Below are 21,370 nucleotides of genomic sequence, written 5' to 3'. Positions count from 1 at the left end.
AAAAAGCATACCATTCAATTTCATCAAATATGAATTCAAAAAGAGTTGTGATTACAGGTATGGGAGCCTTGTCTGCATTAGGTAATGATGTGGCTTCAAACTGGCAAAATGCCATTGCCGGTCAAAGTGGTGCCGCTGCCATCAGCCATTTTGATGCAGCAAAGTTTAAAACCCGGTTTGCCTGTGAGGTAAAGGCTTTTGACCCGAGTTTAAGATTGGAAAGGAGTGAGGTAAAGCGAACCGATTTATATACGCAATATGCGCTTTATGCAGCTTCCGAAGCGATGGAAGATGCCGGACTGAAGGTGGACGAACTGAGCTCTCCCTATGATGCAGGGGTGATTTGGGGTAGCAGTCAGGGTGGAATGAACACTTTTGAAAAGGAGATTAAGGAGTATGTCCAAAATGACTGTACACCTAGGTTTAATCCCTTTTTTATTCCAAAATTTCTTGGAAATATGGCGTCTGGTTTGATTTCCATGAAGTTTGGCTTGATGGGGATTAATTATGCGCCGGTTTCGGCCTGTGCCACCGGTAATAGTGCCCTGATGGATGCATTTAATTACATCAAATGGGGCAAGGCTAAAGTGATTATCTCCGGAGGATCGGAAGCAGCAATCACCGAAGGTGCCATTGGTGGGTTTGGGGCTTTGAAGGCTTTGTCCACTAGCAATGATAATCCTGAGACTGCTTCCAGGCCTTTTGACTCAGAGAGAAACGGTTTTGTGATGGGTGAGGGGGCTGCAGCTTTGATTTTGGAAGAATATGAGCATGCGGTGAATCGGGGCGCTAAGATCTACGCAGAAGTAGTGGGGGCGGCCATGACAGCCGATGCTTACCATATGACTGCCACTCATCCAGAAGGAAAAGGCGCGCTTCAATGCATGAAGTTTGCTTTGGAAGAGGCGGGGCTTTCCGCCCAAGAAGTGGACTATGTCAATGCGCATGCTACGTCTACGCCACTGGGGGATATCAGCGAAATCACGGCTATTTCAAATCTATTGGAAGGAAAGTATGAAAACCTCCATATTTCAGCCACCAAATCTATGACTGGACATCTACTGGGAGCAGCTGGTGCCATAGAAGCTATTTTCAGTGTGAAGGCTATTCAGGATGGAATTATCCCGCCTACGATCAACACAGCACAATTGGATGAAGCGATACCAAAAGAAATGCAGATCGTGCGCAAAAATGCCTTTGAGAAAAAAATCAAAGTAGCGATGAGTAATACTTTTGGATTTGGAGGGCATAATGCCACCGTGGTGTTCAAGGAGTTTGTATAACCTTTGAGGTTTTCAAAACCTCGAAGGTTTTAGTCGCTTTTAAATTAAAAATGGCTCCGTCAATTGTTGACAGAGCCATTTTTTCTGATAGTCCAATGGTTTCCCGCAGATTGCTTGCAGGGGAAGTGTTTCATTCATCCCCGCTTGTGAAGTCCTTCACGATATTCGGGATCCTGAATGTTTTTTATTAGTAGGGAAATCACCTGAACCCTAACTTTTCCCTTACTTTATTTAGAAGTTCGGCGCCTACCGCTTGGGCTTTGGCTTCACCGGCAGCTAGTTTCTTTTCTACTTCCTCAGGATTGTTCATGTAGTAGTCAAAAGCCTTTCGTTCTTCAGCATATTTTTCCAGTATTAATTCTAGAAATTCCTTTTTGGCATGACCATACCCATAGTTTCCGCCTTCGTAATTGGCTCTCATTTGCTTGATTTGAGGCTCTGAAGCGATCAGGCTGTACAATTTGAAGACATTACAGGTATCCGGATCCTTAGGTTCCTCCATCGCGGTGCTGTCTGTCACGATGCGGTTGATGTTTTTCTTCAGTGCTTTCTCAGGCAGGAAAATATCGATGAAGTTGTTGTATGATTTACTCATCTTTTGACCATCCGTGCCGGGAATGGTTTTCACCACTTCGTCGATCCTTGCTTCCGGAATGGTAAGGATTTCCTCCTCCACAATTCTGTTAAATGTAGATGCAATGTCACGGGTCATTTCCAGGTGCTGCATTTGATCTTTGCCCACAGGCACCAAATCCGCAGAATACAGCAAAATATCAGCAGCCATCAGCACCGGATAGGTAAAGAGTCCGGCATTTACATCAGAAAGCTTTTCCGACTTGTCCTTGAAGCTATGCGCATTTGCCAGCATGGGAAACGGTGTGAAGCAGTTCAGGTACCAGGTAAGCTCAGCTACCTCAGGTCTTCTGGATTGTCGGTAAAAAGTGGTTTGCTCTATATCCAGCCCAAAAGCCAACCAGGCCGCTGCTACCGCCAGGGTGTTTTGCTTTCTTACTTCCCCATCTTTGGAAGTGGTGAGGGAATGCAAGTCTGCGATGAAAATATAAGATTCTTCTTTGTTTTGTTTGATTAATTCAATAGCTGGAACAATCGCTCCCAGGATATTTCCCAAGTGCGGTCTTCCACTACTTTGTATGCCTGTAAGTACTCTTGCCATTAGTTTGATTTTGCTGCAAATTAAGTAAATCAGCCTATAAAACGTTTGAAAATATGCGTTATTTGTGGCTATGATTAGAATTGAAAAGACGCTTGCTTTCCTCTTTGTTCTGCTCTTTATCACCCAAGTCACACTGGCTCAGGATACTGTGCCGCAACGAGTGATCTGGGCAGTAAATAAGGTGGACTTAGGCACAATACTGGAAGAGCAGGGGCCGCAGGTGGCTGAATTTGAATTTACCCATACGCAGGATTCGCTTTACTACATAGAAACTGTGTGGAGTGACTGTGGGTGTACGGATGTGGAATACACACGAGACACTTTGGTAGTGGGAGAAAGCGGCAAGCTTCAGGTCACTTACGACCCTACGGTAGGCGTAGGCTATTTTAGTCGGATGATTATAGTGAAGGGAAATTTGCAAGGAACCCAGGACACGCTTTTTATAGAAGGAAATGCTATTCCCAGGTCTAGTAATCCCGAAAGAGATTATACCACTCGGAAAGGAAAGCTGGGGTTTAGGCTTGAAAAAGTCAATATGGGGGAGGTCTTTACCAATGAACCTAAACTCAAGGCAGTGGAAGTCTATAATTTCGGAGAGGACATTATTTATAAGGATAGTTTGATGTTTGGTGGTCCGGAATACATTCAGGTATCGCAGCTGACGGATTCTATCATGCCAAACGATAGAGGTCTGCTTCAGGTGATGTATGATGGCAATATGAAGGGGGATTTGGGATATTTTGAAGATAGGATATCGCTCAACTGGCAGGATAGCAGCAGTTTCATTCACCTGGATGTGCTAGCTGATGTTTTTGAATACTATGCCCCATTTGCTAAAGATAACCTGAATGTAGTTCCTCAACTGGTTTTGGACCCTAAGGAGATTGACCTGAGTAAAATCCAGGCTTCCGAAATTCAGGTTGAAAATGTGGTGCTGAGAAACGCTGGTAGACAGATTTTAGAGATCAAAAAAATCCAAGGAAACTGCGATTGCCTTCGCTTGGAAATACCAAAGACTACCTTGGATCCCGGCGAAATGATTGAGTTGAAAGTAGTATTTGACCCCAAGGGCCGAAAAGGTATAGATCAGCGGAATATTTACATTTTCAGTAATGACCCGGTGAACCCGGTTCAATTGTTACTGCTGAAAAGCCGAGTAGAATAATAGGAGAACTCGGTAACTTTTGCTGTAGATTATTGGGATATTCAGCATATTAAGCTGTTTTCTAGTAAATTGAGTGCTTTCAACCCACTTTTATGAAAAGACTTTTCCTGTTTAAGATATGCTTTTTGCTTTGCATGGTTTTCACTTCCACAAAACCGGCAGAAGTCAATCCCTTTCGGGTATTTCCATACTTGCAAGTATATGGAAATGGGAAAATTCAGATTACTTGGTTCAGTACTTCTCAGAGCAGCAGCTCCATCCAGCTCTTTAATGAGGAGGGCGGCTCTATTCTAAATCAGGAGATAGTCGGTGAGGAAGTGGCTGAGATCTATTATACCAGCCAGGAAAAGAATGAAAGCATTGCGGGATTATCGCAGGGCAGTTGGCTGATAAGTGATGCGGCCTTTCGCTACAGATTCCAAGGGGAAATCCCAGCGGGAAAAATCCTCAGTTATACGGTCACACTTGCAGGAGTGGATTATTCAGGGAGATTCACAGCGCCTCCGGCAAAAAGTTCCTGGGAAAAGATCCGGTTTATGGCTTTGGCAGATTCTGAAACGGATCCCAAAGGAAGAGTGACTCATAGAACCTGGTACCCGGGAAAGCCGCTTTTCCGACCTTTTGCTATCCCTGAGTTATGGAAGGAGAAATTTGGGACCACCACTGAACAAGGCATAGAACTGCCCAATTATTTACTTACTGAGGAGCGAGGCTATGCCGAAAACCTAAAAATCATCAATTCCCGTGATCCTGATTTTATTCTTATGCCGGGAGATTTGGTACAGGGGGCAGGGTATCAGCCTGCTTGGGATGAATTTTTCAGGCATAATGCCGGAGCACTTGGAAGTGGCTTGTCAAACTATCCGATTATCCCGGCTTTGGGAAACTGGGAGTCCTATGGAGGAATCAACGGGGGCTATGGAACTAACGAGAATGGGACCTTCCTTCCGGTTTTGGGCAGAAGTCGCTTTCACGAGTACTTTCAGACCCCAACTGAAGATCCTTTTCAAAAGCACAGGCAAAGTTATTACCGCGTGGATTATGGTCCCGTGACCATACTCACAGTGGACTCCAGTAATGGAACTCCCGATCAGAATGCGGGGGACTTTGCTGGACAGCCAAAACTGAAAGGGAAGGAGCTGACAGCAATAGGGACTGATACCCAGGAAAATTATACCCAAGCACACTATAGCGCGGCAGGAGGAAAAGACCTGAGCGGTTTTGGGCCAGGAAGTGATCAATATAAATGGCTGGAGGAAAACCTTAAAGATGCACGTGAGGAAGGGCAATTGATTTTTGTTCAGTATCACCATGCTGCCTATTCCTCTGGAGAGCATGGGGTTCCATTAAATCATGAGCTGTCAGTGGGACAAGTAGGGACTCCGATGCGCATTCTTAATCCGCTGCTGGAAGAGCATGGGGTGATCGCTGTGCTATCCGGTCACGATGAGTTATTTGAGCGAAGTTTTGTGGATGAAGATGGGGATGGTAAAGGCATCTTGTATTACGACGTGGGTGTGGCCGGGGATGGTATGCGGGGAGAGAAGCGAGACTGGCTGGGCAATCCTTTGAATACGCTGAATTACAATCCCTACCGGCAGTGGACTGCAGATCAAAGTGAGCCTGAAATCTGGAATACTTCTGGGGCAAACCCTGTACTGACCGATGGAGGCAAGCATTATGGGCATTTGGAAGTAAACCTAACCAAAATCGTAGAAGGCGAGCAAGTGTATGCATTGATTGATTTTTTGCCTGTTTATGCGTTCCCCGTGATGGATGAAAATTACAACTTGACAAAAGTTGAGCGAAGGGTTTATAACGATGTGGTGAGCCTGAAAATTCCGTTGAGGACTATTCAGGAAAGACCGCAAGTAAAAGAAAGGGTAGAGCTGGCGCTTTCAAATGAAGGCAAAGTGAACCTAACTCCTGCACAGGTTTTCATGAATTGGCCGATTAGTTCCATTTATACCGTGACTTTGAGTAAGTCTGAGTTTACTTGTGAAAACCTGGATAAGCAAGAAGTAAGTGTGAATATCAAAGATGATAAAGGGAACGCCTGGGAGGAGAAAATTGAGGTGGTCATTCAGGATAAAATTGCGCCGGTGCTTGTTACCAAGAACCTGACAGTTGATTTTGATTTGACACTAGGGCAAAAGCAATTGAAACCGGAGGATTTTATTCAATCAATCCGTGACAATTGCGGAGTGAAGGAAGTTTCCTTAAACAAAACAAAAGTGACCTGTGAGGATGTAGGGAAAGAGGTCGAGGTGGAATTGAGGGCAGTTGACTATAAGGGGAATGTAACAGAAGAAACCGCTGTACTCCTGGTGAAGGGTTTTACCTCTCAACCTGTGCAAATTACCGGGTCTGAATCTATCTGTGTTGGCACCAAACAAACCCTGACCCTAAAGTCTGAGTCAGGCTTTGAGTTGGTCAAATGGAGAAGGAATGGCACTGACATAAGCGGAGTCAGCGGAAAAACTCTAGAAATAGAAAGCGGGGGAACCTATCAGGCTCTAGTGAGAACAGAAGGTGGTTGTCTAGTTGAAACAGCTGATTTTGTAGTCGAATCCGCAAGCAGTAAAGCTGTAACAATCACTGGATCTCAGACTATCTGTATTGGCACCAAACAAACCTTGACCCTAAAGTCTGAGTCAGGCTTTGAGCTGGTCAAATGGAGAAGGAATGGAACTGACATAAGCGGAGCCAGCGGAAAAACCCTAGAAATAGAAAGCGGGGGGACTTATCAGGCTCTAGTGAAAACAGCAAGCGGATGCCTAGTTGAAACAGGTGATTTTATAGTAGAATCCGCAAGCATTAAAGCTGTAACAATCACTGGATCGCAGACTATCTGCATTGGCACCAAACAAACCTTGACCCTAAAGTCTGAATCAGGCTTTGAGCTGGTCAAATGGAGAAGGAATGGCACTGACATAAGCGGAGCCAGCGGAAAAACTCTAGAAATAGAAAGCGGGGGAACCTATCAGGCTTTAGTGAGAACAGAAGGCGGTTGCCTAGTTGAAACAGCTGATTTTATAGTAGAATCAGCAACTGGTAAAGCTGTAACAATCACTGGATCGCAGACTATCTGCATTGGCACCAAACAAACCTTGACCCTAAAGTCTGAATCAGGCTTTGAGCTGGTCAAATGGAGAAGGAATGGCACTGACATAAGCGGAGCCAGCGGAAAAACCCTAGAAATAGAAAGCGGGGGAACCTATCAGGCTTTAGTGAGAACAGCAAGCGGTTGCCTAGTTGAAACAGCTGATTTTGTAGTCGAATCCGCAAGCAGTAAAGCTGTAACAATCACTGGATCTCAGACTATCTGTGTTGGCACCAAACAAACCTTGACCCTAAAGTCTGAATCAGGCTTTGAGCTGGTCAAATGGAGAAGGAATGGAACTGACATAAGCGGAGCCAGCGGAAAAACCCTAGAAATAGAAAGCGGGGGAACCTATCAGGCTTTAGTGAGAACAGCAAGCGGATGCCTAGTTGAAACAGCTGATTTTATAGTAGTAGCTAGTGAAACGGCGGCGGTTACACTTTCTGGCCCAACATCTATTTGCGCTGGAGATAATAAACTGCTGACTTTGACATCCGAGGCTGAATTTGAAGTGCTTAGGTGGAGGAGAAATGGTGTAGAAGTTTCTGGGGCAGATGGCAAAACACTCGAAATAGAAGAGGGCGGAAGCTATCATGCAATAGTTCGAGTAGCAGGAGGATGCTTGGTAGAAACGAGCAAATTTGAAGTGAAAACCGAAGCAAAACCAAGTGGGGAGATCGTGATAGATGGAGCTATCCTGAAAGCTCCTGAAGGAAATTATACTTACCAATGGTTTAGAAATGGGGAGAAGTTAGAGGGAGCTATCCAAAGAACACTCACTGTAAATCAGACGGGGGAATACACGGTGGAGTTAAGCAGTGAGGCCGGTTGTCCCGCCAAACTCGATGCGGTGACTATGACTATTTCCGGCATTTTAAACCCAGGTATTTTGCTTACTGAAGAATTGAACATCTATCCTAATCCAGCATCATCGGAAGTGGAGATCCAAGCTTTTGGCGATCTGGAATTTGCTGAAAACTCCATGAAGATTTATAACTCCTCCGGCAAAGAAGTAAGCTCCAGTGTAGAGGTGATGCTTCAAAGTTCCGGTTCAGTCAGGTTGGGCATTTCCCGATTAGCTGCGGGAACCTATGTGGTAATGGCGGAGGGGCTGGATAGTCGGGTATTTGTAGGGAAGTTGGTGAAGGAGTAGTATAGACTAGCAAACCATAAGTTAGTTTGCTTGATTATACCTCATTAAGACGAAAATTGTCTACTGTAAAAAGGAAGGCAGAAATCTGAATGATCACCCTGTACAGTTTGACTTTCTGGGCTTTAGTTTTCAGCCCATGAGAAACAGATTAAGAAACGGGGGTAGTTGTCTGTAATTCGACTGTAAGATGAGCCGAAAGTCCAAAGTGCGTATCAATGGGGAACTCCGAAAGCTAAATTTCCACAATAAAACCCAACGAGGTATTCAGGATTTGGCTACAATGCTGAATCCAAAGATCCGAGGATGGGTAAACCAAACCTGTTCTATCACTGGGAACTGGGGTACAAATTAGTCTAGCATAACAGACTATAACCGACTGCATAATAAGAGCCGTATGAATCGAGAGGTTCACGTACGGTTCTGTGAGAGGTTTAGGGGTGGGATTTCCCTTTACCTACTCGACTGTGCTGCGTTTTTTATTTTCTTTTTCTCCAAATTATATATTCTACCTTACATTTTTGAAGTTGCTCTTCAGTCAATTCAAGTTCATCAAGATTTTCCAACATTTCTTCGGTCATTGTAAAGTCACCTGTCAATTCGTAATAAATGTTTGAACTGTCAGTGTACAAGTATGTGTGTTGGTGGTAATTTGTTGAATTTTTAAAATCGTTGTTTCGCTTTTTCTTGACTTCTTGATATGTGTCTCCCACTCGGACTCCGTATTGGTCAATTGCACTTGAACTTACTATTCTGATTTCGTCAAGTTTGAATTTATTGTCAGGGTCAAAATTCAAATAAGCAATAGGATTATCATCGTCCTTCAAAATGTCGATATAAGTAAAATCAGGCCCGTCTTGTTGACCAATATTCGCTTCTACCCAATAAGGCTCGTAATAGTTTCTCAAAAGCATCAACATATTCTTTTCAGGGAAAGGAATTGAAAATGTGTCAAGCCAATTCTCAGAGATTACGATTTCGCGATAATTTTTTGTCTGTCTTATGATTTTAGTTTCAATTTGAGATTGTTCTGTAGGTTTTTTGTCAACCACCTTTTTGTCTTGACTGTTGGTCGAGCAACTTATTAGACCAATCAGAAATATGTAGAATAGGATTTGTTTCATGTCTTTTTTGAATGCAGCATAACGATTGTATATCCCCAATTGGGGATATTTCCCCAAATCGGGTTGATATCCACAGGTACTTGGAGATATTTCTCATTTATTTTATCCCACTAAATTTAGTTAAATATCCTGAAAACATTTTGGCTCACCCAAAAGCCGGTATCCCCGTGATTTCATTTCCCAAAATCAATAAGTGAATATCATGGGTACCTTCATAGGTGATCACAGATTCCAGGTTCATCATATGGCGCATCAGCGGATATTCTCCAGTGATGCCCATTCCGCCATGAATCTGTCGGGCTTCCCGCGCAATATTCAGGGCCATTTCCACATTGTTTCGCTTGGCCATGGAAATGTGCACAGTTTTGGCCTTTCCTTCATTCATCATTTTACCCACTTTCCAAGCTAGTAGCTGGGCTTTGGTGATTTCGGTGAGCATCTCTGAAAGTTTCTTCTGAACCAACTGAAAACTTGCAATGGGTTTATCAAACTGAATACGTTCAGAAGCATACCTTCTGGAGGACTCATAACAGTCCATGGCTGCGCCTATACTGCCCCAGGCAATCCCAAATCGCGCCGAATCCAGGCACATCAGCGGAGCCCCCAAGCCGGACTTGCCTGGCAATAGGTTTTCTTTGGGAACTTTCACATCCTGAAATACCAGTTCTCCTGTGCATGAAGCCCGTAGTGACCATTTGCCGTGTGTCTCCGGAGTGGAAAAGCCTTCCATGCCGCGCTCCACGATCAGTCCGTGGATTCTACCTGCTTCATTTTTTGCCCAGACTACGGCAATATCCGCTTCAGGGGCGTTTGAAATCCACATTTTGGCTCCATTTAACAGGTAGTGATCGCCCATATCCTTGAAGTGGGTGGTCATGCCGCTAGGGTTAGATCCATGATCTGGCTCAGTCAGGCCAAAGCATCCGAGCATTTCTCCTGAACCCAACTTGGGCAAATACTTTTTGCGCTGCTCCTCAGAACCAAATTTATAGATGGGGTACATCACCAATGATCCCTGGACGGAGGCTGTAGAGCGCATGCCCGAATCGCCCCGCTCGATCTCCTGCATGATCAGTCCATAGGAAATATAATCCAATCCCCCGCCACCATATTCGGTAGGAATCTGCGGGCCAAAAGCCCCGACTTCTCCGAATTTCTTGACGATTTCTGAAGGAAAGTAAGCTCGCTGAGCCCAATCTTCGATGAAGGGTGAGATCTCCTTTTTCACAAAATCACGGATAGCACCCCGGATGAGTTTGTGCTCTTCACTCAGTAGATCATCGATCTCCAGAAAGTCCACACCCTCAAAAAGATCTGGCTTTCTGGACTGCTTACTTGAAATTGACTCCATGCTATTTTTGGTTTATACGATTCAATCTGTGATTTTTGTCGGGCTGTTCAATAGCCCCGCCCTATCTAAAGTAAATAGATAGCCTGTGATAAAACTACAAGTTGCACTAATATTTCCCAATGGACTCCTCTCAATTTGATCCCAAAATCCTAGACAAAATAGACCAACTGCAGAAGAAGTTTAAAGCTTCCGGACAAGACATGCTTTCCTACCTGGAGGGGCTGCATTATGCAGATTACCTGACGTATTGGGATTATATCAATTTGGATGTTTTGCTCTCACTTCAGCAGCCCAAGACTTCATTTCCGGATGAAAAAATCTTTATCATTTACCATCAGATCACTGAGCTCTATTTTAAGTTGATTATATCTGAAATGGAACAAATAGCTGATAAACAAGATATTAAAGAGGGTTATTTGATGGTGAAGCTGGAAAGGATCAATATGTATTTTGATCATCTGATCAGCTCCTTTGCTATGATGTGGAAGGGAATGGAGCAGGAGCAGTTTTTGAAATTCAGGATGTCTTTGCTGCCCTCCAGTGGCTTCCAAAGTGCGCAATATAGAGAGATAGAACTGATGGCTACGGATGCTTTCAACCTGGTAGCACTGGACAAAAGAGCTGACCCTGATTTTCATATTCCCACTGATGAAATTTTTGAAAATCTCTATTGGCAACAAGGAGCCATAGAATTGGCCACTGGAGAAAAGACACTGACGCTGAAAAACTTTGAAGCCAAATACAGCAAGAAGCTGATGGATCTGATCGATACTTATCGGAGAAAAAATCTTTGGCATCGCTATATGGATATTGGCAATCCTTCCCGTGAACTTACCGAGGAAATGAAAAAGTTTGATCTCAAAGCCAATGTATTTTGGCCTTTGGCTCACTATAAATCTGCGGTTCGTTTTCTACAGCGCGACCCGGTGGATATAGCGGCCACTGGAGGGACCAATTGGCAGAAGTATCTGCCTCCTCGTTTTCAGAAGGTGATATTTTTCCCGGAATTATGGACAGAACAGGAAAAAGAAGATTGGGGAAAAGGCTGGGTAGTGAAGGAGATTTTTGGGGAAGAGTAGCTAGGGATTAGAATCAAGAACCGAGAACCGAGAGTCAAGAACCGAGAGCCAAGAGTCAAGAGCCAAGAATCAAGAATCAAGAGCCAAGAATCAAGAGTCAAGAGCCAAATCTTAGGTAACAGAGGCATAATTCAGGGCCCGACAAGGGACCACTGGATTTCATTGCGGCTATTGGGGTAGCTAGGCGGAACAAGGCGTGTTTGTGCTTGGCCTTAAGACGCTGTGTAAACTTGTGAAGGTAGGATTTGTCAGAGGTTAACATATTGAGAAATTTGATGAGCAAGTACTGAAGGAAGCAAAGCATTTTGCATTTTTAGATCTTCAGATCAATACATCACTGCCACTTAACCTTTAATCCATATCATGTTTCGGAGAAGAGATTTTATCAAAACACTGGGGCTAAGCTCTGTTGGCTACCTGGGTTTCCAAGAATCAGTTTTAGCAAAAAATGATGCCCAGTACGGCTCTAAATCCTTTCAATCCATACGCATCCGGGGTCGTGTATTAGAGGATGGCAAAGAAATATACCGGGTGGCTGTTTCAGATGGGAGATCCGTAGTACTTACCAACTCGTCCGGAGAATTTGAACTCTATTCAGCTTCGGATCGGGATTTTGTGTTTATCTCCATTCCTTCAGGCTATCAGATCGAAAAGCAGGAGAATGGCTCAGCATTATTTTTCCAAAAAATAGACAAGACCAATCCGGATCAACACTTGGGCTTTAACCTGGTGAAATCAGAAATCAAAGATGAAAATCACCACTTTTTATTGCTTTCTGATACGCAGATCCAGAATGAATACGAAGCGAATCAATTGCTCACAGTAGCTGCACCAGACGTACAAAAGACTATACGAGGCCTAAACGACCCGAATTTGTTTGGAATAGGGTGTGGGGATTTGGTTTTCGATCATTTAGCCCTTTTCAAGGAGTATAATGAGAGCGTGAAAATGTACGATACTCCGTTTTTTCAAGTGATAGGCAACCATGATATGGACTTGGGAGTCCGTTCGGATGCCTTGAGCAATAAGACTTTTAAAGGTCACTTTGGACCGAACTATTACTCTTGGAACAGGGGAGAAGTGCATTATGTAGTGCTGGATGATGTGTTTTTTATTGGCAGCAAATACATAGGATACATTGCTGAGGAGCAGCTAGCCTGGCTAGAGCAAGATCTAGCACAGGTGGAAAAAGGGAAGACCGTGGTGGTTTCTCTGCATATCCCAACCTATACCGGTGCAGTGACTAGGTACCCTGAGCGGGATACCATTGGAGGTACGGTGAGTAATCGGGAGCATTTGTATAAAATACTAGAAGGCTATAAGGTGCACATTCTTTCCGGACACACGCACTTCAATGACAACATGATCAATGGGCATGTATATGAGCATTGCCATGGTACAGTATGCGGAGCTTGGTGGTCAGGGCCGATCTGTTTTGATGGCACTCCAAGCGGGTATGCAGTCTATGAGGCCAGGGGATCAGAGTTAAAATGGCAATATAAGGGTACAGGGCTGGATATACAGGAGCAGTTTAGAGTTTATGATCAGGGATACCACTCGGATTTTCCCGAATACATGAGTATCAATTGCTGGAATTACGATCCGGAATGGGAAATATCCTGGTTTGAAAATGGAATCAAAAAGGGCAGTCCTGAGAAAATCACGGCATTGGATCCCTGGAGTGTAGAGTTACATACCGGTCCTGAACTACCCAAAAGAAGAACCTGGGTGGAGCCCCAGCTGAATGACCACATGTTCTTTTTTAAACCTGAGTCAAAAGAGAATTTGCACATTGAAGTGAAGGATAGATTTGGTAAGGTATATACGAAGAAAGTGTAAGCCGGCATAGAAATTCAGCTAATGTGGGAGTCAGATTTCTGATTCCCGATTTTTACTGGCATCTTGGGGTAAGTAAGATTTTTAAGCTGAATTTCTCCATGAGTAGTCCATCCGATTTGTCACAAGGGAATTTGATCCGCAGCCTTTTTTCTTTGGCTTGGCCTATTATCATGGCAAACATTCTTCAGACAGCTTATCAGCTGATTGATACTTTTTGGCTGGGAAGATTAGGAGCAAATGCTGTGGCGGCGGTGAGTATCAGTTTTCCGATTTTGTTTTTAGTACTGTCACTAGGCGCAGGGCTTACACTTGCCGGTACGGTGATTGTCAGTCAATACAAAGGAGCCAAAGACCAGCGAATGATAGATTATAGTGCCTCTCAGACGGTGTTTGTGATCTTTTTGGTTTCTACCCTACTGGCTTTTTTGGGGTATGGGGTAGCATCCCCTCTGATGAACCTGGTGGGAGCAGGTCCGGAGACCTTAGATGATTCGGTGAAGTACTTTCAGGTTTCTTCTTTTGGCTTTGTCTTTTTGTTTATGTTTTTCACTTTCCAATCCCTGATGCGGGGGATTGGAAATGTGAAAATGCCCATGTATATCGTGCTGGGGACGGTTTTATTGAATTTGGTTTTGGATCCCTTGTTTATTTTCGGCTGGGGGGCGATTCCAGGATTTGGAGTATCAGGAGCTGCAGTGGCCAGTGTGATTACCCAAGGATTGTCCGCTTTGGTAGGGTTGTTAATTTTATTCAGGGGTAAAAAAGGGATTAAAATCCGGGTGCAGGACATGAAGCCGGATATCGCCTGGATAAAGCGCATGATTGAGCTGGGGATTCCTGCCAGTCTGGAGCAGTCTTCACGCTCTGCTGTGCTCACGGTGCTAGTGATGTTGGTAACCAGTTTTGGAAGCGGAGTGGTGGCCGCCTATGGTATTGGGGCGAGGATTTTGAGTTTGGTAATCGTTCCGGCTCAAGGATTGGCTATGGCTACTACTACCATGGTCGGGCAAAATATAGGAGCTTCCAGAATCAAGCGAGCCGAAAGTGTGGGAAATCTGAGTGTGAAAATTGCTTTCTTTGGACTCACTGGAATCGGGATGTTGATGTTTGTTTTTGCGGAGACTTTGACGGCGTTTTTTGTGCCCAATGATCCTCAGGTAATCAAGGAAGGTGCGACCTTTATCCGGATCATGGCGCCGAGTTTCGGGCTTTTGGGTGTAAATCAGGTATTAAACGGCCTGTTTAATGGAGCGAGGTTTACACAAGCTTCTTTACTGATCTCCATTTTCAGCTTATGGATTGTGCGTTTTCCCACTGCTTTTGTTCTTTCTCAGAAAACTGCGCTTACCTACGAGGGCATTTGGTGGGCCTTTCCTATCTCCAATTTCATTGCAGCCTTGGTAGCTTTTATCTATTATAAAACCGGACATTGGAAAGTAAGAACGATCCGGCATAGAGGAGATTGGCTGGGTACGGGTATAGGCTAGATTTACAATGTCTTGAATAGTAAATAATCTGATTATCCGAAAAGAGGCCAGTTACTTCAGATCCTTCGCTAATCTAGTCGGAAGACCGAAGTGGCCTCAATTCTAAAGTTTAACATATGCTATATTGCTTTAGCCTCCTACGGGCAGAAAATCGGATATACCTATTAAAAAATTGCTCACATTCATCTACGAATTATGAAAGTTTACAATTGCAAAAGCTTTGAAGAAATGTCTCTGTTGGGAGCCGAACTGGTACATGCGGAGGTGGAGATTAAACCGGATCTGCTTTTTTGCGCGGCCAGTGGAAGTTCTCCTACCGGATTGTATCAGTTGATGGAGAAAAGGCATTTGGATTCACCGGATTTTTTCGAGTGGATGAATGTGATCAAGCTGGATGAATGGGTGGGACTGAATGAGGAGTCTACCTTTACTTCTGAATATGATATCCAGCAGAAGTTGATCAAAAAGCTGGATATCAAGGAGGACCGCTATATTTCCTTTGCAGTAGAATGCGAAGATCCTGAACTGGAATGCGATAGAGTTCAGGATAAAATAGCTGAGTTTGCAGGGATTGATATTTGTATTCTGGGCATTGGAATCAATGGACATATAGCCCTAAACGAACCGGCAGCCTTTCTACAGCCTGACTGTCATGTAGCCAAACTACATTCTGTTACCCTTGAAAGTGGGATGATTGAGCAAGTAGGAGTTCCGCTTTCTCAAGGGATGACTTTGGGCGTTGGCAATATTTTGGCTTCCAAAATGGTCATTCTTTTTGTCACCGGAAAAGGTAAAAAGCCAGCTTTGGACAAGCTTTTAGAAGGGAAAATCAGGACAGACTTGCCTGCATCTCTACTTTGGTTGCATCCGAATGCGCATGTGATTGTGGACAGGAAATCGATGAGTTGAGGGGATAAAGAGTTTAAAGTGCCAATACCACTGGAAACCATACTTGAACCTCAATTATTTGTATTGAGACTTACTTACCGATAGCCAAATGAAATAAGGTCTGTAGTTCTGAGAAACGAGTAGTGGTCGGTCTTGTTCTCCAGTGAGGTGGACAGGAGTGGACCACATATGCGTTGCTATTTCTACGCATTTTTTGTTCCAAAGTAGAATTGCGGATAATTATGCTCTTTTATAACCCGTAGCAATTTCCCACACTCAGAAAATTTCCTTTATTTCGCCCATTCTAATTTTTCACTATCCATGAATTGGCAATTAATCAAAGATGCCTTACAGGGCAAAGAGCAGGATTTTACGAGTCTTTCGTTGAAAACGGCCATTTTTATTCTGGCCATTCCCATGATATTGGAAATGATGATGGAGTCAGCTTTTGCGGTGGTTGATATCTTTTTCGTGGCCAAGCTGGGAGAACATGCCATTGCTACTGTGGGGTTGACTGAATCTGTAGTGGTTTTGGTCTATGCCATGGGTTTTGGGATTAGTATGGCTGCTACTGCTTTAATTTCCAGAAGATTTGGTGAAAAGGAATATCTAGAAGCGGGTGCTGCGGCTTTTCAGCTTCTGCTGGTGGGAGGTGCCATATCTATCGTTTTGGGAGTATTGGGGTGGATTTTTGCGCCGGATGTGCTTTTGCTAATGGGAGCAGAGCCTGAGGTCATACAGACAGGCGTGAATTATACCAGAATCATCTTTGCCGGAAATACTGCCATCATGCTACTTTTCCTCTTGAATGGGGCTTTTCGAGGTGCTGGTCAGGCACATCATGCGATGCGTTCACTTTGGATTGCCAATGGCCTGAATATGATTTTGGATCCTGTCCTGATTTTTGGGGTGGGAAGTATCCCGGGGTTTGGACTGGAAGGAGCTGCCATAGCCACTACCCTTGGGCGAGGAATTGGCGTGCTGTATCAGTTGTACCATCTTTTTAACGGAAAACACAAGCTTAAAATCCTAAAAGAAAATCTGGTGATTTCATGGGAAATCATCAAGAAAATCATGGAGATAGCTGTAGGGGGCATGGGGCAGTTCCTCATAGACTCGGTGTCTTGGATAGCCTTGACCCGTATGAATGCAGAGTTTGGTTCAGCTTCCTTGGCTGGATTTACCATAGCTTTTAGAGTGTTGATTTTCACACTTTTACCAGCCTGGGGTTTATCTGGGGCTGCATCCACTTTGGTAGGCCAAAACCTAGGGGCAAAGCAACCTGATCGAGCTGAAAAAGCGGTTTGGTTGACCACACGATATACGGTGATTTTCATGGCCTCTGTGACCGGGGTTTATTTGCTGTTCAACCAGCAACTGGCAGGTTTTTTCACGGATATTCCTGAAGTACAAGCGGTGGCTGCTCAGGGGCTCTGGGTGGTAGTTTTGGGCTATGTTTTCTTTGCCGTAGGCATGGTCCTCACGCAGGCCTTTAATGGAGCCGGAGATACTAAAACCCCAGCATGGATCAACATAGGTGTGCTGTGGTTTATAGAGATTCCGCTGGCATATGTGCTGGCTTTCCCTTTTGGATTGGCCCATTTAGGGATTTTTATTTCTATTGCTTTTAGTCATAGTTTTCATTCATTGGTGTCACTGTTTTTCTTCAGAAAGGGGAAATGGAAGCTGGTGGATGTTTAGAATAGGACCAAAAAAAGGGAATCATCGCTGACTCCCTTTTTATTTGAATTGCTTTTGAGGTAATTATTGGTTTGGCCAGTCTGACCAAATGCTACAGTGACCTCCGTTATCGGTTCCTTTGATGTCAGTTTCTACACCCCCCACATAAGCGGCGTTCATGACAGCTTTAGGTGCAAATTGTATGCTTCCATTTTTCTTGATAAATCCTTTTCCAAAATGCCCCTGACTCAAGCCATGACCCATTTCGTGAAGTGCGATGGATTCCACGTCCACTAATTCGCCATCACCCCAGAAGAAATTGTCATTGTAGTAGATTTCTCGTAGCCCTACATCCAATTTTCCATCCCCATTTGTGTCCACGTATTCCCCATTTTCATCTACCAAAAGCAAAGTAAAGGTTACTCCTAAGATAGATTCGCTGCCTCCCGGGGCCACAGCATCAAAGAATTCCGCCGGCATCCATCCTGCGTGATTGATGTCTGCGATGTATACTGCTATACTAGGGAATCCAAGCTGGGCGGCCACTATCCCAATAGGGACTGGCAATCCTTCTTCCTTATAAAGGCCAAAGTCCGAACAACTCACGGCATCCCAGGTCATAGCTGCCCGGTCAATAGCTGCTTCTTTGGTGACTTGGTCCAGGTCCGTTCCTGGCCTGGTTTGATCTACATAATAAGAGATATCCGATATCCCGTTTAGTTTGGCTAGCGGGGAAAAATCAAAATCCAACTGCTTGTTCCCCCTGTCGTTGAAAATGACGGTGTGTCCCATTTGCTCGCTTTCTGGCGCCGTGATGTATTCTGCACTGACCAGTTCTAGGCTATAGGAAGAAGTAGCTGTACGGGCATTTGGGGAAATGTGCTTCACCTCTACAGGTTCCCATTCCAGAGATTTGTAAACCACCTCCTGGTGCTCCATCTCTTGGTCTAGGACTTCCTTTTCCTGGTCCATGTTTTGACAGCTGACTACTGCTAGGCCTAGTAGCGCCAGCGCCGGAAATTTTAAGTTTTTCATAAAAATTTGATTTAGTGGTTGATAGTTTAATGCTATAGGTAAACAGCATCTTGCCAGTAACTTAACTTCCTTTATTAAACAGAGTGGGAGACCGAAGACAGAAGAGACTCTGCTATCAAAATCCGCCCAATCCTATATTGCTTTGCTTACTTTACTGACAGAAAATCCTGAATACCTATATTTCTTTTAATATAAATAAACTGCCTAGTTTTTACTTCATTTAAAAGAAAAAAAGTCCTAGAAAAACTTAAAAAAAAGGGATAGATCTACTATTGATTAAGAATTTTCTTTGAAAATTCATACAATTATCCGCATGAACGCCAGCTGGCCAAACCTGTTTATGAAAAATAGAGAATGAGGGTTCACCTCGGTGGAGACATCCCTCAATAGTCCAGCGCTAGCTTCATTGAACTTCAAGCCTTATTTCACAGGCTATTTGTATGATAGCTGATCAGAAATCATGGGGAGTGAATTAAAACTCCTTCTCACCAAATTCACTCTTAACAAATCTGGATTTATTCTTCAGCTTATTGAAAGTGTAACTTAAGTTTAGCTGGATGACATCCACTTCGTACACATAGTTGGTAGTCGTGTAGAATTCTGACTCCCGCCAAGTAGTGATCCGCTGCTCGTTGGATTTGAGAAGGCCCATATCCATATTTAGCCATTGGAGGGTTGCGCTAAGGCGATCATCGAGGAATGTTTTACGGATGTTTAAATTAGGGGATAAGAATCTAGAGTCTTCGCCTTGGGCGGTGATTGCCTTTGATCTATAATTGACAGCTAGTTGCGCCTCCCAGTTATTGCCAAAGGAAAAACTGGTGTTTCCGTTGATGGTATAAAGCCAGCTGTTCGTTTCGATAGGGAAGCCGTCAAACTCCCCGTTGATACTATAGTGATACACATTTGCTCCTGCAAAAATCTGCCACCAGTCCTTCGGGTTTAGCTCGAGCCCTACTTCTAGTCCATAAGATCTGCCGGTACCCACATTGGAGTAAATCCTGTTTAAGATGGTGTCGTTGTACACGGTGTTTACTCGGTTGACCAAGTTCTGCACATTTCTGAAATAGCTGGTGACACTGAGTGAGTTATCATCAAATGTTTTTACCATACCCAATTCTACCAAATCTACAAATTCCGGTAGGAGGGTAGGGTCTCCCTGTTCTAAGGTTTCTGAATGTTCGCGTTCCGGAAATGGATTCATCTTGAAGGTGGTGGTTCGCTCCACACGTTTGGAATAGGAGGTTTTCAACTGAAACTCATCCGAAAATGAATACTGAATGCTCGCAGAAGGGTATACTTTCACAAAGTCATAGCGATAAGTGGTGTCCACGGTGCCAGCTTTGTCCTGAAGGTCTAAGTTTCTGTCCATTACCTCCAGCCTGGCTCCAGCTGCGTAGCTCCATTGACCTTTGGCTCCAGTCAACTGTCCGTATCCAGAATGCAGTTTTCTCTTCAAGTCTACTCTACTTGAGAACTCTGAGACCAGTTCAAACGCTCCGGTTTCATTGTTTTTTCGCTCATAGACAAAATCCCCGGTGTGATTGAGCAGCCTGTATTGATACCCAAATTCCAAGGTTCCGAAATCCTTTGGCGCAGCCTGATAATCCAGCTGTAGCCGGGTGCCGTGCAAAGGATTGTCATTGGTATTGTATTCGTCCTGATAAATGATACTGGTATCCGGGTAGCCTAGATTCCGATTGGTGGTGGGGCCGCCCAGCATGGTGTACTCGTAGAGAAAGGAGGTAGCTAATTGGGCAGAATTAGCAAAGGTATGTTTATAATCCACACTGCCGAGTACAAAGTCTCCGCGTCGGATTCTTAGGTTTTCGTTATAATACTGCATGGTGTACAAGCGCTCCCCATCTACTTCGGCATGATTGTCATAGTAAAGAATATCTGCAGTCCTGTCTGCTGTTTTCTTTCCAGCATAAAAGCCCAGACTAAAGTCATTGGCTTCATTAGGAACAAAGCCCAGGGTAAATCTTCCGGAATAGGTTTTGGCATCGGTGCTTCTCTCTCCATCTGATGGGAAATAGGTAGTAGTATCACCGCTCATGGTATACACATTTCCTTCTCTACGCCCATTGATGTCATCGCGCAGGAAGCTAGCCCCTAGGGAAAGGTCCCATTTCCCTTTTTTATGATTGACGGTGAAATCAGCCCCATACCGTTGAGGATTGTCCTGATTATCATAAGGCTCTATGCTGGGCATTCCCAGCCTGGCGTTTACCTGGACAAAAGTTCCATCGGTAACTCCTTTCTTAGTAATGATATTGATAATTCCGGCTTTGCCCTCAGGGTCATATTTAGCTGAGGGTGAAGTGACCAATTCTATTCTTTCTATGGAGTTTGCCGGGAGCTGGGCCAGAAGGGCCTCGGGATTGGACTGAGTTGGCTTTCCATTGACCATCACCACAAATCCAGTGCTGCCTCGAACTGATATTTCCCCTTGGGGACTGATGCTAAGGGAGGGTAAATTGCGCAGCAGATCAGAAGCTGTCCCTCCTTGACTGGAGAGGAAATTGTCCGTATTAAACACCTGTCTGTCCACCTGATTCATTACTGAGAATTTCCTGCCAGATACTTCCACCTCGGTCAAAAGCTGCTGATCCGGATCCATGAAAATATCCCCTAACTCTAGTCTTTGTCCTTTTTGGAGGTTCAGATTGGAAATTACCTTTGTTTTATATCCTAAAAACTGCGTGAGCAGGTAATATTGGCCAGCTTTTAATCCAGCAATAGAAAATGCTCCATCGGCATCGCTGACTACTCCATTTACCAGGCTGCTGTCTGCTTGTAGGTAAACAGCAACGCTGGCATATTCTAAAGGTAAGTTTTCAGATTGATCCACGAGTTTTCCCTGGATAGTGGATTGGCTAAAAGCACAAAAGGAGGTGAACCAGCAAAAACAGAGAATTAGAATCTTTTTCATAGGGGTATACTGTATAGCACCACAAAGAACTTGTAAATTCTAGCTGCTTTACGGTAAAAAAATGCAGAATATGGTAA

At 44.2% G+C, this 21,370-nt stretch carries 14 protein-coding genes; 9 read left to right on the top strand and 5 right to left on the bottom strand.

Annotated features, from left to right (window positions below; translation table 11 throughout):
* Window positions 1–29: 29 nt before the first annotated feature.
* A complete protein-coding gene (gene fabF, locus PBT90_RS10130) occupies window positions 30–1,283 on the top strand; it encodes a beta-ketoacyl-ACP synthase II (protein ID WP_270133065.1) in 1,254 nt (417 codons plus the stop codon).
* Window positions 1,284–1,482: 199 nt separating this feature from the next.
* Here fabF and trpS read toward each other — a convergent pair whose 3' ends face one another.
* Window positions 1,483–2,457: a tryptophan--tRNA ligase gene (trpS, locus tag PBT90_RS10125; protein ID WP_264810352.1), complete on the bottom strand. Its 975-nt coding sequence runs from the start codon at window positions 2,455–2,457 to the stop codon at window positions 1,483–1,485.
* Window positions 2,458–2,527: 70 nt separating this feature from the next.
* On the opposite strand from trpS, the gene PBT90_RS10120 reads away from it, so the two are divergent.
* The 3 genes from PBT90_RS10120 (at window position 2,528) to PBT90_RS20445 (ending at window position 8,230) form a co-directional block, all read left to right on the top strand.
* Window positions 2,528–3,622 carry a DUF1573 domain-containing protein gene (locus PBT90_RS10120; protein ID WP_264810350.1) on the top strand — a complete coding sequence of 365 codons (1,095 nt, stop codon included), beginning with the start codon at window positions 2,528–2,530 and terminating at the stop codon, window positions 3,620–3,622.
* Between the two features lie 92 nt (window positions 3,623–3,714).
* Window positions 3,715–7,878: a T9SS type A sorting domain-containing protein gene (locus PBT90_RS10115; RefSeq protein WP_264810349.1), complete on the top strand. Its 4,164-nt coding sequence runs from the start codon at window positions 3,715–3,717 to the stop codon at window positions 7,876–7,878.
* A 187-nt stretch (window positions 7,879–8,065) separates the two neighbouring features.
* Complete coding sequence (locus PBT90_RS20445) at window positions 8,066–8,230, top strand: group II intron maturase-specific domain-containing protein (protein ID WP_396127663.1); 165 nt, start codon at window positions 8,066–8,068, stop codon at window positions 8,228–8,230.
* Window positions 8,231–8,354: 124 nt separating this feature from the next.
* Here PBT90_RS20445 and PBT90_RS10110 read toward each other — a convergent pair whose 3' ends face one another.
* Together PBT90_RS10110 and PBT90_RS10105 are read right to left on the bottom strand one after the other, a co-directional pair.
* A complete protein-coding gene (locus PBT90_RS10110; protein ID WP_270133062.1) occupies window positions 8,355–8,999 on the bottom strand; it encodes a hypothetical protein in 645 nt (214 codons plus the stop codon).
* A gap of 145 nt (window positions 9,000–9,144) precedes the next feature.
* Window positions 9,145–10,350, bottom strand: a complete 1,206-nt coding sequence (locus PBT90_RS10105) for an acyl-CoA dehydrogenase family protein (RefSeq protein ID WP_264810346.1) — start codon at window positions 10,348–10,350, stop codon at window positions 9,145–9,147.
* A gap of 119 nt (window positions 10,351–10,469) precedes the next feature.
* Here PBT90_RS10105 and PBT90_RS10100 point away from each other — a divergent pair, with 119 nt between their 5' ends.
* The 5 genes from PBT90_RS10100 (at window position 10,470) to PBT90_RS10080 (ending at window position 17,344) form a co-directional block, all read left to right on the top strand.
* Window positions 10,470–11,429, top strand: a complete 960-nt coding sequence (locus PBT90_RS10100) for a tryptophan 2,3-dioxygenase family protein (RefSeq protein WP_264810344.1) — start codon at window positions 10,470–10,472, stop codon at window positions 11,427–11,429.
* A 363-nt stretch (window positions 11,430–11,792) separates the two neighbouring features.
* Window positions 11,793–13,268 carry a calcineurin-like phosphoesterase family protein gene (locus PBT90_RS10095; protein ID WP_264810343.1) on the top strand — a complete coding sequence of 492 codons (1,476 nt, stop codon included), beginning with the start codon at window positions 11,793–11,795 and terminating at the stop codon, window positions 13,266–13,268.
* A gap of 98 nt (window positions 13,269–13,366) precedes the next feature.
* Window positions 13,367–14,755, top strand: coding sequence for an MATE family efflux transporter (locus PBT90_RS10090; RefSeq protein WP_264810342.1), 1,389 nt, complete (start codon window positions 13,367–13,369; stop codon window positions 14,753–14,755).
* Between the two features lie 195 nt (window positions 14,756–14,950).
* Window positions 14,951–15,664, top strand: a complete 714-nt coding sequence (locus tag PBT90_RS10085; RefSeq protein ID WP_264810340.1) for a 6-phosphogluconolactonase — start codon at window positions 14,951–14,953, stop codon at window positions 15,662–15,664.
* Between the two features lie 300 nt (window positions 15,665–15,964).
* Window positions 15,965–17,344 carry an MATE family efflux transporter gene (locus tag PBT90_RS10080; protein WP_264810339.1) on the top strand — a complete coding sequence of 460 codons (1,380 nt, stop codon included), beginning with the start codon at window positions 15,965–15,967 and terminating at the stop codon, window positions 17,342–17,344.
* 63 nt (window positions 17,345–17,407) lie between these two features.
* Here PBT90_RS10080 and PBT90_RS10075 read toward each other — a convergent pair whose 3' ends face one another.
* Window positions 17,408–18,358, bottom strand: coding sequence for a hypothetical protein (locus tag PBT90_RS10075; protein ID WP_264810337.1), 951 nt, complete (start codon window positions 18,356–18,358; stop codon window positions 17,408–17,410).
* Between the two features lie 472 nt (window positions 18,359–18,830).
* A complete protein-coding gene (locus tag PBT90_RS10070) occupies window positions 18,831–21,293 on the bottom strand; it encodes a TonB-dependent receptor domain-containing protein (RefSeq protein ID WP_264810336.1) in 2,463 nt (820 codons plus the stop codon).
* Window positions 21,294–21,370: the final 77 nt, after the last annotated feature.

This window comes from Algoriphagus sp. TR-M9 (assembly GCF_027594545.1).
Taxonomy (GTDB): domain Bacteria; phylum Bacteroidota; class Bacteroidia; order Cytophagales; family Cyclobacteriaceae; genus Algoriphagus; species Algoriphagus halophytocola.
Note: the sequence above shows the minus strand (reverse complement) of the source record. Positions and strands in the feature narration are given on the sequence as shown.